Annotated in this window: 13 protein-coding genes and 3 pseudogenes; 7 read left to right on the top strand and 9 right to left on the bottom strand. The window is 69.5% G+C overall.

What is annotated here, in order from left to right:
- Positions 1-124: 124 nt before the first annotated feature.
- The 3 genes and pseudogenes from ACFU6I_RS33495 to ACFU6I_RS33485 all read right to left on the bottom strand — a co-directional run.
- Positions 125-454 (bottom strand): hypothetical protein, encoded by a 330-nt coding sequence (locus tag ACFU6I_RS33495; protein ID WP_384373501.1) that lies wholly within the window; start codon positions 452-454, stop codon positions 125-127.
- A 74-nt stretch (positions 455-528) separates the two neighbouring features.
- Entirely contained in the window at positions 529-1,350 is an 822-nt protein-coding gene (locus ACFU6I_RS33490) for an N-formylglutamate amidohydrolase (protein WP_384373498.1), read from the bottom strand.
- Positions 1,351-1,498: 148 nt separating this feature from the next.
- Positions 1,499-2,194, bottom strand: a pseudogene (locus ACFU6I_RS33485) (endonuclease/exonuclease/phosphatase family protein); the annotation flags it as partial.
- A 166-nt stretch (positions 2,195-2,360) separates the two neighbouring features.
- On the opposite strand from ACFU6I_RS33485, the gene ACFU6I_RS33480 reads away from it, so the two are divergent.
- Positions 2,361-4,034: an IS200/IS605 family accessory protein TnpB-related protein gene (locus ACFU6I_RS33480; protein ID WP_384373495.1), complete on the top strand. Its 1,674-nt coding sequence runs from the start codon at positions 2,361-2,363 to the stop codon at positions 4,032-4,034.
- A gap of 5 nt (positions 4,035-4,039) precedes the next feature.
- Here the strand turns inward: ACFU6I_RS33480 and ACFU6I_RS33475 are convergent.
- The 5 genes and pseudogenes from ACFU6I_RS33475 to ACFU6I_RS33455 all read right to left on the bottom strand — a co-directional run.
- Positions 4,040-4,336 (bottom strand): annotated as a pseudogene (locus ACFU6I_RS33475) (sphingomyelin phosphodiesterase); the annotation flags it as partial.
- A 140-nt stretch (positions 4,337-4,476) separates the two neighbouring features.
- Complete coding sequence (locus ACFU6I_RS33470) at positions 4,477-5,106, bottom strand: class F sortase (protein ID WP_384373492.1); 630 nt, start codon at positions 5,104-5,106, stop codon at positions 4,477-4,479.
- Positions 5,107-5,184: 78 nt separating this feature from the next.
- Positions 5,185-5,622: a hypothetical protein gene (locus tag ACFU6I_RS33465; protein ID WP_384373489.1), complete on the bottom strand. Its 438-nt coding sequence runs from the start codon at positions 5,620-5,622 to the stop codon at positions 5,185-5,187.
- 123 nt (positions 5,623-5,745) lie between these two features.
- The gene (locus tag ACFU6I_RS33460; protein WP_384373486.1) at positions 5,746-7,728 is read right to left on the bottom strand and encodes a sensor histidine kinase; all 1,983 of its coding nucleotides are present in this window, start codon (positions 7,726-7,728) and stop codon (positions 5,746-5,748) included.
- Positions 7,721-8,449 (bottom strand): response regulator transcription factor, encoded by a 729-nt coding sequence (locus tag ACFU6I_RS33455; RefSeq protein ID WP_384373483.1) that lies wholly within the window; start codon positions 8,447-8,449, stop codon positions 7,721-7,723. The genes ACFU6I_RS33460 and ACFU6I_RS33455 overlap by 8 nt, the downstream gene beginning before the upstream one ends.
- A gap of 370 nt (positions 8,450-8,819) precedes the next feature.
- Between ACFU6I_RS33455 and ACFU6I_RS33450 the strand changes: the two genes are divergently transcribed.
- The 3 genes from ACFU6I_RS33450 to ACFU6I_RS33440 all read left to right on the top strand — a co-directional run bounded on the left by ACFU6I_RS33450 (position 8,820) and on the right by ACFU6I_RS33440 (position 13,233).
- Positions 8,820-9,569: a hypothetical protein gene (locus ACFU6I_RS33450; protein WP_384373479.1), complete on the top strand. Its 750-nt coding sequence runs from the start codon at positions 8,820-8,822 to the stop codon at positions 9,567-9,569.
- A 522-nt stretch (positions 9,570-10,091) separates the two neighbouring features.
- A complete protein-coding gene (locus ACFU6I_RS33445) occupies positions 10,092-11,054 on the top strand; it encodes a hypothetical protein (RefSeq protein WP_384373476.1) in 963 nt (320 codons plus the stop codon).
- A gap of 97 nt (positions 11,055-11,151) precedes the next feature.
- A complete protein-coding gene (locus tag ACFU6I_RS33440) occupies positions 11,152-13,233 on the top strand; it encodes a PQQ-dependent sugar dehydrogenase (protein WP_384373473.1) in 2,082 nt (693 codons plus the stop codon).
- A 289-nt stretch (positions 13,234-13,522) separates the two neighbouring features.
- On the opposite strand, the gene ACFU6I_RS33435 is transcribed toward ACFU6I_RS33440, so the two are convergent.
- On the bottom strand, positions 13,523-13,996 hold the full coding sequence (locus ACFU6I_RS33435; RefSeq protein WP_384373470.1) for a hypothetical protein: 474 nt from the start codon (positions 13,994-13,996) through the stop codon (positions 13,523-13,525).
- A 517-nt stretch (positions 13,997-14,513) separates the two neighbouring features.
- On the opposite strand from ACFU6I_RS33435, the gene ACFU6I_RS33430 reads away from it, so the two are divergent.
- From ACFU6I_RS33430 to ACFU6I_RS33420, 3 genes and pseudogenes are all read left to right on the top strand, one after another.
- Positions 14,514-15,506: an alpha/beta fold hydrolase gene (locus tag ACFU6I_RS33430; RefSeq protein WP_384373467.1), complete on the top strand. Its 993-nt coding sequence runs from the start codon at positions 14,514-14,516 to the stop codon at positions 15,504-15,506.
- Between the two features lie 327 nt (positions 15,507-15,833).
- Positions 15,834-16,421: a hypothetical protein gene (locus ACFU6I_RS33425; protein WP_384373464.1), complete on the top strand. Its 588-nt coding sequence runs from the start codon at positions 15,834-15,836 to the stop codon at positions 16,419-16,421.
- Positions 16,422-16,440: 19 nt separating this feature from the next.
- Positions 16,441-16,555, top strand: a pseudogene (locus ACFU6I_RS33420) (DUF2975 domain-containing protein); the annotation flags it as partial.

Here is a 16,555-nt window from a genome sequence, read left to right as displayed (position 1 = left end):
CCGAAGGGTTGATCTCGGGGGCCGCACGCGCTGTTGGGGGTGTACGGCAGCCCCTCGATCTGTCGGCGGACGTTGCCTGGCCTCCTTCGTGCGACCGGCCACCCCTTGTCTGCATCGCGGTCAGTCAGCCCATCAGCTTCGCGTTCACACCCGCGACGAACTCGTACAGTGGCCCCTCCGTGACGATCCCGTGCCCCAGCCCCACACGCTCCGGAGCCACATCGATCACGGTCACGACGGTGCTCCCGAGACCGATGACCACCCACCACCGCCGTCCGTCGACGTCCACGCTCCAGGTGGACTTGACCCACTTGCCGGTGTCGGTCCGTACGTCGGCGGAGACCAGTTCCCAGGTATCCGGATCGAACTCGACGAGCCGGCCGGTCGGCGCGTGCCGTCCTGCCAGTCGCTCAAGCGCGTGCCGGCCGGTTCGTAGCGATACAGGCACCCCCATGATGTGTCGCACCCGCGTGAACAGTGCGTCCGGACCGGACCGGACATGGAATCGTGCCGTGGCGAAGCGAGGGGTCATGCTCGTGCCCCCGGCTCGCTCGCCCCGGACACCGCCGCGACCAGATCGGCCAGTGCCGAAGCCAGCGCGGTCAGGCCGGGGCCGGCAGGTCCACCCGGCTCGGGCATGTACACATCGCGACGGATCTCGATCATCAGGGCGCTGACGCGCGGGTCCGTGCCGTAGTGCTTCAGCGGTACGTACGTGCCGGCGAAGGGGCTGTTGACGCCGGTGCCCCCGAAACCGGCGAACGCCCTCTCGGCCCGGGCGAGGAGTTCCGGCGGGGTGTGGAAGGCGTCGGTGCCCAGGCAGATCGGTGGGCGCGGTCCGGAGCCGTGGAGTTCGTAGGGGAGCGGGGTCGTCGGGTAGGAATGGACGTCGATGATGACGGCGCGGCCGGTGGCGGCCAGTCGTTCGTCGACGGCGGTGGTCATGGCCTCCGCGTAGGGGTGGAAGTAGCGGTCGATCAGGGGCTCCGGATCCACATCCGGTGAGCGGAGCGGCTCGCGATGCGTGGTCTTCGTATAGACCGCGCCCATGCCGACCGCCAACATCTCCTCGCGCTCGTCGGGGAACCGTTCGGGATCGATGACGAGCCGCGACATGTTGTTGACGAACCGCCAGGGCGTGACGGGAGCAGCCAGGGCGGCTTCGGCGGCCAGCTCGGCCGTGTGGGAGTCCGTGATGTGGTCGAGCTCCAGCTCCAGGGCCTTGTCGTCCAGCTCGATTCCGGTACGCACCTGCTCGGGGATGCGGCGAGCCGAGTGCGGCACATGCAGCAGGACCGATGAGGTGATCCCGCCGGGCAGAAGGCGGAACGGCTGGTGCGCGTGGAGCATCGAGGGTTCCTTCGGAGCGGATCGTCACTGGGTGCATCGACGAGGCGGAGTGCCGGGCTTGCGGCACTCCGCCTCGTCATATCCGATTGTCCACCGATGGTGTTCGAGTGGGGCGACGGGGGTGACGGGCGTGCGGGGCTCGGACCCGCTATCGGGAGGAGGCGATCAGCGGGTAGTGGTCGGAGAGGTTCGTGTATGTGTAGTCCGTGCCCCAGCTGGAGACGGTCCAGGGTGTGCTCTGCTCCTTGACCACCTCGTTCGTCCAGCTCGCCGGCTTGGCGTGCCCGGTGCGGTGCAGGACGTGGTCGAGGTCCTCGCGGGGGTCGTCGGGGTAGCGGTCGGCGGCGATCGAGTTGTCCTGGGTGTCGAAGGAGTACGGGTGTCCGGTACGGGCATCGGCTCCCGTCAGTCCGGCGTCGGCGAGCATCGACGCGTACTCGGGGGAGTGGGAGTCGACGTTCATGTCGCCTGCCACGATGACCTCTTCGGACGCGGGGATGTTCTTGGCGTCGAGGAAGGCGTCGATCTGCTTGAACTGCCGGCTGCGCATCTGCGCCGCCTCGCCCGCCTTGCATCCGGAGTCGGTCGACTGCGCGTGGGTCCCCACCACATGGACCTTGGTGCCGTTGACGTTCAGTTCGGCGTAGACGAAGCCCTTGTTGGACCACCAGTCGCTGCCGCAGGCGTCCTTGTAGACGAACTGTTCCTTGCGGACGATCGGCCACTTGCTCAGTACGGTGACTCCGCCGTCCTCCGGGGTGGTGGCCGAGTAGGCGCCGCCGGTCGCGTCCCAGCCGCTTCTGCTCCGGCCCATCACCGGTGTCTGGTAAGGGTTGTGAGCTGCTGTCGACTGGCTGAGCTGAAGTGAGTGGTGGTGAGCGGGAGTGAGTTCGGTCGGCGGGTTCGCGCGGGTGGGAACGGAGGTTCTGGGGCCGAATGGGTGACCTTTGGCGGCTGCTGCTCGTTGGGATGGATGGCAGGTGCCCGGCCTGGTGGGAGGGGGTGACGCGGTGGGTTGTGTGAGGAAGTTGGCCGTGCCCTTCGTGGTGCCCGGGCCTTGCGGGGTGGCGGTCCGGGACCGGCTGGGGCACCTCACTCCCCGGGACGAGGAAGTCCTGCGTGCGGTCGGTGAGCATCAGGGCCGTCTGGCTTCGCGTGATCTCAAGGCGCGCTGTGCGGACGGTCTGGAGCACAGCGCTCGGACGTGGGCGGCGCGTAAGCGGGAGCTGACGAAGGAGTCGTCGTCGCGGATCGCGGGTGCGATCACCAAGGCCACCCACGATCAGTGGGCGCTCGCGCGCCGTTGCCAGGCGGCGCACATCCAGAATCTGGCAGCCGGGATCAAGACGCTGCGGCACCGCCTGTCACTCCCGATCGGGGAGAAGGGCACCAAGCGGGCGGCGGGTGGCTACCGGTCGAAGAGCGAGTGGTTCCGTAAGTCCCGCCGTCTCGCGATGCTGGAAGATCGGCATGCGGCCGTTGTTGCCGAGTGGCAGGCCGGGCGGGTGCGGGTGCGGGTGGTGCGGGGTGGCAGACGTATGCTCAACACTCGCCACCACCTCGCCCAGGCCGGGCTCACCGAAGGTCAGTGGCGGCAACGGTGGGAGGCGGAGCGCTGGTTCATCGCGGCGGATGGTGAGTCGGGGAAGCGGTTCGGGAACGAGACGATCCGCGTCACCCCGGACGGCGAAGTGTCCATCAGGCTTCCTGCTCCGCTCGCGCACCTGGCCAACGCCGGGCACGGCCGGTACGTCCTCACCCCCCGGATCGGCTTCGCGCACCGGGGTGCGGAGTGGGCCGACCGCATCACCGCCAACCGGGCCGTCGCCTACCACATCCACCTGAACGTGGAGCGCGGCCGTTGGTACCTCACCGCGTCCTGGCAACGCCCCGCCATCCCGACCATGACGCTGTCCGCCGCCCGCGCCCGGGGCATGATCGGCGTCGACACCAACGCCGACCACTTCGCCGCCTACCACCTTGACTCGCACGGCAACCCAGTCGGTGACCCGCACCGCTTCGGCTTCGACCTGTCCGGAACCGCCGGTCACCGCGACGCGCAGCTCCGCCACGCGCTGACCCGCCTGATCCACTGGGCCAGGCAGGTCGGGGTCGCCGCGATCGGCATCGAAGACCTCGACTTCACCACCGAGAAGACCCGCGAGAAACACGGCCGCAGGAAACGGTTCCGGCAACTCATCTCCGGCATCCCGACCGGCAGGCTCAAGGCCCGGCTCGTCTCCATGGCCGCCGAACACGGCCTTGCGATCGTCGCGGTCGACCCCGCCTACACCTCCCAATGGGGTGCCCAGCACTGGCAGAAACCACTGGCCACCCCCCACCGCACCATGTCCCGTCACGATGCCGCCGGCATCGCGATCGGACGACGCGCCCTCGGGCACCCGGTCCGGGATGGGGTATCCCCTGCTCGAACGGAGTTGAGAGCTTGGGGAAGGACGGCACCGCCCCCGCACGACCGGAGCGATCGTGCGGGGCATCGGACCGCCCAGGCCGGACCAGGCACCCGGGGGCGTGAGGGAACCCGCCCACCCGCAACGGACCGGCCCCCCGGAGAGCCGTCACCGAACGGGACGCGAAAGCGGGAACCCAGCGCATCCAACACCGTTCGGGATGCGCCCAGTACGCAACAGTGGGTCCCGGACTCACTCATGCACACTGGCTAGGAACGGTATTGAGCGGACGCGTTCCGTGCCAGCGCGTCGGAGGCGGAGTTGTCGAACGCCTCCTGGAGGACGACCACGTCATTGCCCTGGAAGAAGGAAGCCTTCGGTATCTCCGCGGCTCGGTGGTCCTGTCCCTAGTTCGGGTAGAGGTTCTTGCTCATCAGGAACGTGTTGTACGTGAGCACGCGCAGGGACGGGACGTCGGCCGCCGATGCCTGAGGGGCGTTGGTGACCAGCGTGACGGCGGCGAGCGCGGCGGAGCAAGTCACGCCGGAGGCGCGGCGGAGGGCGGTGAGCGACACGGGGTCTCCTGCATCTGCTGATGGGGGGTGGATCAGGCAACACACATCCAATCAGCGTGAGTTACTCATGGGTAGACGTCGGGTGTCGGGAGACCCTCCATCGCGTACCAATGGTGGGGGAGGCCTCAGCGGGCGTGCCGTCAGCGGGCGGTCGCGTAGACGATGAGGTTGTCCACCGGGTGGCCCTGGGCATCGAATGCGCCGTCGCAGGTGATGAGACGGAGGGCGCGGTCGTCGGTCCTGCCGTACACCTTCTTCGTGGGGAACGCCTTCTTGCTCACGGACTCCGTGCCGGTGACGGTGAAGTGGGTCGCCTGACCTTGCTCGTCGCGCACGACGATGTCCGCGCCCTTGCCGATCTTCTTCAGGTCGTGGAAGACCGCCCTGCCGAACCGGGTGTCGTTGTGCCCGATGAGGACGGCTGCTCCGCGTTCGCCGGGAATCGCACCTCCGGTGTACCAGCCCGCTGTCATGCCCTTGTCCGCCGGTGGGACCTCGACGGTGCCGTCCGCGTTGAGGCCGAGTGGCAGCAGGGAACTGGTCACTCCGATCGAGGGGATCGCCACCTGGGCGGGAGCCGCGGGCTGTTCCGCCCCCGGAGAGGCGGGAGAGGCGGGGGAGGCGGAGGAATTGGGGGAGTGCGTGGGGGCGCGGACAGGGAGTGCCGGCTCCGCGGCGTGGGATGTGCAGCCGGTGAGGAGGGCGAGCGTGAGGCAGGCGAGAGCCGTCGGTGCGGCGGATCGCCGGGGACTGTGGTGCGTGGGGGACATTGCGGGCTCCGGAGCAGGGGACAGGAGGAGCGGAGACGGACGGTGGCGCCGCCCATGAGGGGCGGCGCCACTCAGGGGTCAGCCGTTGCGGTGCGCGGCCGTGCGGCGGCGCAGCACCAGAGTGCCCGCGCCCCCGAGCAGGGCCACGGCGGCGACCGAACCCGCGACGGCGGTGGTGGTGTTGCTCGTCGTGCCGATCGGGCGCTCACCCGCGGCCACGCCGCCACGCGGCTCGGCGGAACCACGCTTCGAGGGAGCGGCCGGGACCGGGCTGGGCCTGTCGCCCGCGGCCACGCCGCCTCGGGGCGCCACCGACGGTGCCTCGCCAGGTGCGGGCCTGCTCGACCCGCCTTCCGGAGCGGGCGCCGGGGTCCGCTCGGTGGACGTCACCGAAGGGCTGGGCGTTGCGTCGGAAGGGACCGATGCGAGGGCCGTGGCGGAAGGGAGGAGTACTGCGCCCGCCGCGACGGCGGTGAGGACGGCGGCGCGCAGGATCGGACGGGGACGGTGGGACATACGTGGCTCCAGTTCCAGCCCGGCCTTGGTGGTGCCTGGATGCCGATTCGCACCAGGCGCCGGGCATGCCGTCAGCCTCGCGTGAACTTATGAAGGAGCTGTCAGGTCCCTGTGGTCATCGCATCAGCCCTGACGGTCCGGGGCGGCCTCGTCCGAACGGTCCGACGGCGCCGGTGGCCGGCCCGCCGGTGTGCGATGCGGACCCGTCGGCAGGCGCAACGTGAAGACCGAGCCCCTTCCCTCCGTACTCGCGGCGCTCACTGCGCCACCATGGGCCTCCGCGAGTTTGCGGACGATGGCCAGGCCGAGTCCGCTGCCGCCGGTGCGGCGGCTCCGCGACTTCTCCGCGCGCCAGAAACGGTCGAAGACGTACGGGAGGTCCTCGGGCGAGATGCCGATGCCGGTGTCCTCGACGTCCACGACCACCTCGTCACCCGAATCGGAGCCGTACGCGCGCAGGGTCACGTGCCCGTCCGGAGGCGTGTGGCGTACCGCGTTGGACACCAGGTTGCCGAGGGCCTGCCGCAGCCGAACCGGGTCGGCGGTCAGGGGGAGAGGCGGTGGCCCGAGGTCCGCCGTGCGTACCGTCAGCGTCACTCCGGCCGTCTCGGCGCGGGCCTGGTGCGCCGCGGCGACCTGGCCGAGAAGGTCGTCGATCCGTACCGGCGCCGGGTGCAGACGCAGGGCGCCCGCGTCGGCCGCGGCCAGGTCCTGAAGGTCGTCGACGATGTGCTGCAGCTGAACGGCCTCCTCCAGGAGCGAGGAGACGAAAGCCGGGTCGAGGTCCGCCACCCCGTCCTGCGCTGCCTCCAGCCAGCCGCGGATATTGCTCAGTGGGGTGCGCAACTCGTGGGCGACGTCGCTGACCATCACTTTCCGCTGCTCCTCAAGGCGCGCACGATGCGCCGTCATGTCGTTGAACGTGGCGGCCAGTCGCCCGATCTCGTTGTCCGCGGTGACCGGTACGGGCGCCGACTCCTCGCCGTCCCGCATCCGCTGGGCGGCACCGGTGAGTGCCTGCAACGGGCGTACGAGCCGGGCTCCAGCCAGTACCGAGGCGCCGACGGTGAGGGCGAGGACCAGGGCCGCGACACCTGCGATACGGGCGGTGTTCGCCGGTGAGAGATCGAAACCGGGGACGGTGGCGCCGCCCGCGTCCCCGATGAACAGCAGCGCGGGCGAGGCGACGTACGAACTGAGCTGCTCGCGGCGGGCGGTGCCGACGCACGACGCGATCGCCCGGTCGTTGTCACTGCTCTGGACGGCCGGCACCGGGACGGGGACAGCGGTGGAAGGCCGACGGGCCGGGCCCGCGCTCGGTTCCGGCCCGAGGTCCGGGCCCCAGGAGAGGTCCAGGCGCAGGTGTACGCCTGCACGGCCCTGGCGGTCCAGGCAGGCGTCGGCCAGCTTGTTGAGCGCGTCGAGTGCCTTCTTCTCGGTTTCGGTGGGCCTGTCCAGCGCGTCGGTCGAGCATCTGGTGCCAAGGATCCGGTCGGGGTCGTTGCCGACGATCTGGATGTGGGGGCGCCCGCTCGGTTCCTCGACGACGTCCGAGGCGATCCCGGCGTCGTTCAGGCACGCCACGCCCCGGTCGGCGGTGCGACGCAACTGCGTACGTTCGGCCGGAGGCAGTCGGAACGGTCCCACGGCCCGCGGGTCGACGCGGTCGGCCGCGGTGCCGGTCGTCCCGGAGGATTGTGCCGCCAGCGCTGTGTCCACGGAGAGCGGGTCGACTATGGCCGACGCCTGTGTGGGAAGCGCGGGAGGGGACGTCCCGGTCGCCGAGTCGGCGATGATCTCCCGGCCCTGGGTGGTCAGGGCGATCCGGCGGCCCGACTGCGTCGCCAGATCGCGCACCGTCTTGTCGACACCGTCCCACCGGGAATGACCCGCCGCGTAGCCGAGCAGCTTGGTGTAGATCCGGGCATCCGCGGTGAGGTTCTGTCCCTGCTCCTGCTTGATGGCACCGGAGGTGGTCTGTACGGCGAGCCAGGCGGTGGCCGCTACCGAACAGGCCGCCACCAGGGCCGATACGCCCAGCAGCCGCCCGAGCAGACTCTTGCGGAGCGGCAGCCGCCGGCGGTCGACCCGCCCACGGCTACGCACGCGACGCGTTCCTTGCGGGGTCGGTCAGTTTGTACCCGACTCCGAAGACGGTGAGTAGCCGGGCCGGCTTCCGCGGCGCGGGCTCGATCTTCTTGCGCAGGTTCATGATGTGCACGTCGACCGTGCGGTCGCTGATGTACCGGTCGAAGCCGTGCAGTTCCTCCAGGAGTCGCTGTCTGCTGAAGACCCGGTCGGGCTCGGCGGCCATCGCGGCGAGGATGCGGAACTCACCCGGCGTGCATTCCACCGACGTACCGTCGACCGAAATCTCGTGCCGGGCGGGGTCAACTCTGAGTGCGCCCACGGAGAGCACCTGATCCACGGCGTCCGTGGTGGGGTTCACCTGTCCTGGCCGATTCGTGCGGCGAAGGAGCGTACGGACCCGGGCCATCAGTTCGCGCGGGCTGTACGGCTTGGTCATGTAGTCGTCCGCGCCCAGGTCGAGACCCAGCAGCAGATCGTCCTCGGTGGCCCGGGCCGTCAGCATCAGCACCGCCAGCTCCCGGTGCTCGGCGCGCAGGACCCGCACCACGTCGAGCCCGTCCGCCCGCGGCATCATCACATCGAGTACGAGCAGGTCGGGCTTCCCGCGCCGCACCTCGTCGAGCGCGGTGAGACCGTCCCCGACGACGGTGACCGCGTGGCCCTCGCGTTCGAGGTAGCGGCGTACGAGTTCGGCCTGTTTCTCGTCGTCTTCGGCGACGATGACGTTTGCGCACACCCGGACGATCGTAGAGGAGTTCGAATGGCGGCCATCGGCGCTGAGCCGCATGGACTGCAACTTCCTCACCGACCGATCACGTGCACCTGACGGTGCTCGGCCGCTGAGAACCGTGTGCGCTCATGGCCCCGGTCGCCCGCTCGCCCGGGACCGTGAACCGTTGCTCGCTCAGGAGCTTCGGAAACTCCTCAAGCCCTGAGGCGGGGGCGTCATCGCAGTGCGCAGCCCGGGATCCCCGGATCAACGGTGTCTCGTGCGGTGAGCACACCGGAGCACCGTGTCCGGGTTCCGTCTGCCCGGCTCTACGGGGGTGGGGTCAGTGCTGCGATCATCATGACGGCGGTGGAGGGCGAGGCCGAGGGGGAGCAGGATGATTTCCGAGCCGGAGATGGCGGGCGAGTTCGGTGCGGTGGAAACTCGCGAGGTGATGGGCGGCTTCGACCGGGAGCTTGTCGGGGAACGTCGGCCGCGAAGGCCGTGGCTCTGGGCGCTGGGAGGGGTGGTCATGGCGTCGGCCCTCTGGGCGGCGGCGCTGTTCCTGTATGGACTCGGCGATCGGAAGCCGGACATCCGCGGATACCAGCTGGACCACGACCCTTGCCCATCCATCCAGCTGAAGTCGATCGGCGCGGCGATCGCGCCGAGAGAGCCCACCACCAAGGTCGACGCAAAACTGTTGAAGCATGACGCTCTCGACCAGGTCCAGTGCTTCATTCCTCTTCGGTCTCGGGCCAGGGCGGAGCAGCCCGGGCACGGCTGGTCCATCGACTACAGCGTCGGAATCACGGTGGCACTGCACAAGAAGACCGACCCCGGCGTCGAATTCGAGGCGCGGCGACGGGTGACTGACTTCGGCGTCGTTCCTGAAGCGAAGGTGGAGATGGTTCCGGACCTTGGCGACAAGGCGTATCTGCTGGCCCAGGACGACGGCAATTCGGAGTTGCGGGTACTGGAGGGCGGGGCGGTCCTCTCGCTGAGCCTTTCCGTCTTCACGCATTACCAGGGCGCCGCCGACGACGACGAGGTGATCGATGACGGGCCGGACATCCCCGACCTGTCCGCGTATCAGTCGGCCATGATCAGCGACATGAGTGATGTGATGTCAAGCCTCAAGCGCTGAGCTCGGGATTCAGCCCCCACGAACATCGACCGGCGTGTCACCGGACCCGGCGAATGTTCGTGGTCACTGCCAGGGTCCTGGTGTGACTCCGTCCCTCTCCTCACAGGGAAGCCCGGTCTTCGGGCCGGGGAGATGCAATGCCAAGCCCTGTCCGCAACCGCCCGTACTCCACACCGGCCGCCCGCGGGACCGGACATGACAGTCGGTCGCTTGTGAGCGAGGGGTCGCGCGCAGGGATCCGATCGACGACGACAACCCGCAGGAGCGCGAGCCGGCCGATCCCCGTCGGAGCGAACGCCGACAGATGGACCGCCTGCCCTACCGCGGCCGAGGGCTCGGACCGGATGGCGTCCGCGGGGAGGTCCGCGCCGCCGCTGAAGGGCGCTCAAAAATTGGCGAGTACACGCCCATTGTCAGGGTGGCGGCGAAAGGGTTACATGGTCCCTGCACCGCGGACGAAAGCGCTTTCTATCCGTCACGAGACCCCGGTCGACTGACCCTTCGCCCCCGCTGGGAGGCCGTATGACACCGCCCCGCACCAGACGCTACTCACTCGCCGTCGCCGCGCTCGCAGCGACCGCATCGCTTGCCGCCGCCACGTTTCCGGCCCAGGCGGCCCACCCTTCAACCACCCCCACTCCGCTGCGCGCCCAGGCCGTGGCGGCGTACGACTTCGGGCACCCCGACCCTGCCGACCCCGGTCGCGAGCAGGACATCGGCCGCTCCGGAACCACACTCAGCCTGATCAACGGCGGTTCCGCGATGCGCGTGGACGACGAGGCGTACCCGGGCGCTTCGCCCGCCCTGCAGGTGCGCCAGCAGAATCCGGCCACCGCGGGCAACGACGACTGGAAGGCCGGGGCCTGGGACGCCGAGGGCATGTCGTCCCTCGGGGCCTTCCGCAGTGCCCGGGGTGCCACCGTCATGGGGTGGTTCAAGATGACGGGCGACAATCCCGCCCTCAACTCCAACACGGCCAACCCGAGCGACCGCTACAACGCGATCGGGCTGGCCGGCGTACTGTCCGGAACCTCCGACGGCCACGCGGTGCGTGCGCTGCTCGAACTCATCCAGGTCAACGGCGAGTTGAAGCTGGTCGCACTGGGTAGACGCCTGGACAGCGGCGCCTCCCAGACCTTCGCCGCCGACGTTCCCTGGCAAGAACTGCTGCCCCGCGGCGAATGGGTGCACCTGGCCGCGACGTTCGACTTCCGCGACGGCACCCTCGCCCTCTACCGCGACGGCAAGCCTCTGGACGGCTTCTACGTCACGCCGGGCGACCCCTGGGAACTCGCCACCACGCCGGCGCCCCACCGCGCCTCGCCCACCGATCCCCGCGGCATCAAGATCGGCGGCAGCTTCCCCCAGAACACTCGGGAGAACAACGCCTGCGACTGCCGCATGGACGACCTCCTTTTCCTGGACCGCCCGGTTCCGGCCGGAGCGGTGGCTGCGGAGTACCAGCGCATGACGCAGGACCGCTGACCGTTCGCTTACCTGGATCGCTATTTCCTACTTGTCGCGCCAGCCCGAAGGGACCCGCATGGCGTCACGACGTACATATCGAAGGAACTGGGCGGCCGTGGCCGTCGGCGCAGCCCTCGCCCTGGGCGGCCTCGTAGCGCCTTCCCACGCCGATGAGCCCGCCGCGGCCACGACAGCCGCCCTGACCGACCCGATTCCGCAGAAGCCCGTTCAGTCCAGGACGGGTCTTGTCCTGGAGGAGTTCGCACAGTTCCCCAAGTCGGAGCCCGTCCCGGCGCCGACGGATCCGCGCCTGATGCGCCACGCACGGATCAACACCATCAATGAACTCCCCGACGGTTCCGGCCGGATGGCGACGCCCGACCTCAACGGAACCTTGTACCTCACCAACCCCGGCGCCGCGGCGCGCACCTCCGGGGGCACCCCGCACCCGTACCTTGACGTCAAGGCGGCATTCCCGCACTTCTTCTCGGGCCGCGGTCTCGGTCAGGGCTTCGGGTACGCCGCGTTCCACCCGGAGTTCGGCACGAACGGGCGCTTCTACACCATCCACACCGAGCTCGCCTCGCAGGCCACCGAGACCCCCGATTACCGGCAGGCCGGCACGCTCAGCTATCACGGCGTCATCACTGAGTGGACCGCCGACGACCCCTCCGCGGACGTTTTCCACGGCACCCATCGCGAGGTGCTGCGTATCGCTTTCAGCGGCCAGGTCCACGGCATTCAGCAGATCGACTTCAACCCGACGGCCAAGCCCCACGACGAGGACTACGGCCTGCTCTACCTCGCGGTGGGCGACGGAGGGCAGGGCGTCGGCAACAGCGAGCCGCAGAACCTGGCGCTCCCGCACGGCAAGCTTCTGCGGATCGACCCCGCGGGCCGTGACAGCGCCAACGGCCGGTACGGCATCCCCGCGTCCAACCCGTTCGTCGGTGAGTCCGGTGCCCTCGGGGAGATCTACGCCGTAGGTATGCGGGACCCGCACCGCTTCAGCTGGGACGCGGGCGGCAGCCACCGTATGTACCTCGGTCACATAGGCGAGCACGCCATCGAGTCGGTGTACGAGGTCAAGGCCGGTGACAACTTCGGCTGGAGCGAGCGCGAGGGCCCCTTCGCCTTCGACAAGAAGACCACCGACCCGTGTGCCCGCATCCTCCCCCTTCCCGCCGATGACGCCCAGTACGGCTACACCTACCCGGTCGCCGCCTACGACCACGACCCGGGACCCGACTGGAACTGCCGGTCCGACGTGGGCCGCGCCATCGCCGGAGGCTCCGTCTACCGCGGCAAGGACGCGCCGGCGCTGTTCGGGAAGTACATCTTCGGCGACCTCGTGGACGGCCGGATCCTGGCCGCGGACACCCGCGACATGCGCCGCGGCGCCGGCCTCGCGCCGCTCGAGCAGCTGATGCTCTTCGACAAGTCCACCGGGAAGACGGTCACCATGCGCGACCTCGCCGGAGACCAACGTGTCGACCTGCGCTTCGGCTCCGACCGTCGTGGCGGCCTGTACATCGTCGCGAAGGCCAACGGCAAGGTCTGGAAGGTGACCGGGACCCGCACCTTCGCCGACTGCGAGGTCGGCAACACCCCCACCACCCACACCACCGGGCCCGACAACTGGGCGCCGTTCACCCCGGCCAAGTGGACGTACACCGAACGCGAGACGATTATGACCGAGCCGGGCGTCGCCCACCCGGGACCGCGGCGCCCCTTCGAGTACGCCGTCCTGACCGCGGGCCCGCGCTACTCCTCCGTCACCGTCGAGGCGGAGGTACGGATCGACACCCCCGTCGAGATCACCAACCGTGACGTCATTCTCATCTGGGACTATCAGTCGGACACCCGATACCAGTACGCGCACCTGTCGAGCGACAATTCCATCTACCCGCACAACGGCATGTTCACGGTCAACGACGCCGACCGGCTGCGGATCGACGACCAGTGGAACGGAAGCTTCGGCGCACCTCCGGCGATCAAGGACGAGGGATGGCACAAGGTGCGCCTCACCCACTGCGCCGACACCGGTGAGACCGCCGTCTACCTGGACGGCAGCAGCAACCCGCTGATCACGGCCACCGACCCGGCCTTCGCCTCGGGCCGGGTGGGCTTCGGATCCTTCGACAACGTGGGCCGCGTCCGTCACCTGAAGGTGACGGGCACTCCGGTCGGCGACTGACCTCCCGGGAGCGGGCCGAGACCGTCGGCCCGCTCCCGCACCGTCAAAGGCTTCGGCACACATGTACAGGCAGCGGCCTGACAGTGTCTCCGTGATCACAAGAACATGGGGCTCAGGCAGGGAGGCGAGGCAACGGGACCAGGGTGAGCCACGTCTGCGGATCGGGCTCCACTTGGTGCGGAGCCCAGCCCTCGGTGATCCGGCTCAGTACGCCACGGGTCTGCCGTGCCGAGCAGGGTGGTGCGAGCGTAGCTGCGTAGTGCCGCAACTCCCCTCTTGGGGCCCGGCGTCACGCCGCCATCGCCATCGACGTCCTGCCGCGCGCGGTCTCGCCGGCCGTCGTTCGCTCGGCGAAGACCACGATCCGCAGCACCATGAACCGTCCGATCCCCGCCAGAGCCGACGCTGACAGATAGACCGTCTGCTCGACCAGGGCCGAGGGCTCGGACCGGACGGAGTACAGGCAGAGCAGCGCCCCTGTCGTGAACGCATAGCTCACGGCGACGGTCACCCCGGACTGAAGATGAACTCCCCACCCCTTCCGCCCGCTCCGGAAGGAGACCCGCCCGTGCAATTCGGTGGCGACGACCGTGGAGACGACGGTGACCAGCGCGTTGGCAACGGCCATCGGTATCCGGTTGCTGAGCAGTACGAGTACCCCGCTGGACGCCAGCCCGACACCGCCACCACACACGACGAACCGCACGAAGGCCGCGACGAGCGGATGAAGCGTGCGCGTCTGCGGGCGCGAAGGGGCGGTCACGAAGGGCCTCCGTAGGCTGAGTGGAACGGTGTTTCGATTCCACCCCAGAACCTACGGACCGGACGTCGTCCGAGCGACTGGGTTGATCCCCGACTTCATTGGGGGTTTCCCCCCAAGGGCCCCTGGGGGGAAACCCCTGCGGTATCCCCGCCGAGACGCCGCACGGGGCGTCGGAGCGACACAGTGGCGGCCGCTGCTTCAGCTCAGGCGTACATCGCGCGAGGGGCGTGTCAACGCACGTGGCTTTGCGCAGACTCACCCGACTGCTACGTCCGTGTCACGGAATGCGCGGGCACGTGGTTGCAGGCCGATTCGACGGGAGTCCATGCGCTTTCTTCCCGGTCGGATTCGCCGAGCAGCGGCGCACTGCCTGAAACATCCCGGAAATCCCCTGTGCGCCGAAGGTTCTACGCTCGAGGAGGAAGCGAGGAAACGGGGGTAGCAGACGGGAGACGAGCCTGTGGTCGGCGCCCCAGAACCTGAACCACGCCCGCCCCGAGCGGGCCGCCTGCGCTCGGTGTCCGGGCAGGACGTGCCGTTGCGCCACCACGTGGTGCACGGCTACCGCCGCGCGTACCGGATCGCCGGAGACGGTCCGGCGATCCTGCTCATCCACGGCATCGGCGACTCCTCCGCGACCTGGGCGGATCTGATCCCCGACCTGGCTCGCAACCATACGGTCATCGCCCCCGACCTCCTGGGCCACGGGGCCTCCGACAAGCCGCGGGCCGACTATTCGGTTGCGGCCTACGCGAACGGCATGCGCGACCTGCTCGGGGTGCTGGACATCGAGCGTGCCACCCTGGTCGGTCACTCGCTTGGCGGCGGTGTGGCCATGCAGTTCGCGTACCAGTTCCCCGAGCGCACCGACCGCCTGATCCTGGTAAGCACGGGCGGCGTGGGGCGCGAGGTCAACCCTGTGCTGAGAGCGGTGTCACTGCCGGGCGCCGAACTGATGCTGTCCACGCTGCGACTGCCCGGCATGCGCAGCCAGGTCGGCCTCTTCAGCCGGCTGATCAAACGGCTCGACACGGACCTGGGCCAGGACGCCGCAGAACTGCTCAACGTGGTGGACGCCCTCCCCGACTCCACGTCGCGCAGCGCGTTCATCAGCACTCTGCGGTCGGTGGTCGACTGGCGGGGCCAGGTGGTGACCATGCTCGACCGCTGCTATCTGGCGGAGGGCATGCCCACGCTGCTGCTGTGGGGATCGCGCGACAGCGTGGTGCCGGTCCGGCACGCCTACGGCGCGCACGCGGCGATGCCCGGCAGCCGCCTGGAGATCTTCAAGGGTGCGGGCCACTTCCCCTTCCACAGCGACCCCGCACGCTTCCGCGCCCTCGTCGAGGACTTCGTGCGCACCACGGCCCCGGCCGACTGGAGCCAGGAACGGTGGCGTGAGCTGCTGCGGGTGGGGAGGTCCGGTAGCGGGGCGGGGGAGCTGGACTCGGCGTACCACCGGGCCGTGGAGCGCGATCTGCGCGAGGCGAGCGAGCGGAGCGCCACGTAAGGGTGGCGGGCTCCGCGTGCCGGGGCTCTCTGGGCAGGTCCTGTCGCCCCTGGCCCGCCGTCAGAGCTCGCCGGGCAGGAGCCGGAACGCTTCATGAGCGGTGAGTGGCCGCATCATCCGGAAGTGCCGGAACGCGGCAGCACTCCGCTCTCGTACCCTGCGGGGCGGTGCGCAGCGCCAAAATCCCTGTCCCACCGGTGAGTTGTCCGGGCTGAGAAGGGGAGCGCGGCTCTCCACGAAGACCTTCAACGCGCCCTTGTGCTCCTCCGCGTGTGCCGGGGCTGTGCCGCCCAACTTCCGCACCTACGCGACCGCTTCGGCGCCGCCGTGGCACTGGTGGACACCAGCGGCGACGGCGTCGCAGAACTCCTCGTCGGCGCTTCCGGCGAGTACGTCACCGACCGCGGCACGGAAGCGGGCTCGGTCACCGCGGTGGGCGGCGCCAAGGGCGGTCCGGGCCCGGACTCCGTGGTCCTCAACGGCCCGTCGGCGTCGGCGGCCTTCGGCCTGGCGGTCGCCTCGGCCTACCTGACCGGCGACGGCAGCAGGGACATCGTGGTCGGTGGCAAGGGCAAGGTCGTCCTGCGCACCGCCGAGGTCAGCTGCACCACCGTCCTCACTGCCCCGATGGGCGGCCGCGCCCCCATCCTCGCCGGCGGCGACTTCACCGAGGACAGCACGGCGGACCTGGCCGTCGGATACGGGACGAACACCCCGTTCACCCAGGGCTTCGGCGTAGTCGGGTGGCGTCCGATTTGCGCTCAAGCGAGGCCGACTTCGACAGGATCAAGACGGTTCGCGGGAACGCCATGCCATGGGAGAGGGCGGCGGCGTCCCGCCACGGTGCGAAACCGCCGCCCACCCTCCTCTCAGCCCTTGCCCCATCTATCGAAATTCGATAGATTTCCATCGTAACTCGATGTAAGGATGGGTCATGGGAAAGCTGACAGTGTGGGCGCTGCGCGCCGTCCTCGTGGTGGTGTTCGCCGGTACCGTGTTTGTTCAGGCAGGGATGGTGTGGGCGTTGGTCAGCGGGAGCGACCCGGAGG

This window comes from Streptomyces sp. NPDC057486 (assembly GCF_042802415.1).
GTDB classification, from domain to species: domain Bacteria; phylum Actinomycetota; class Actinomycetes; order Streptomycetales; family Streptomycetaceae; genus Streptomyces; species Streptomyces yanii.
The sequence above is the reverse complement of the archived record's forward strand: the minus strand, read 5'-3'. Positions and strand labels throughout refer to the sequence as shown.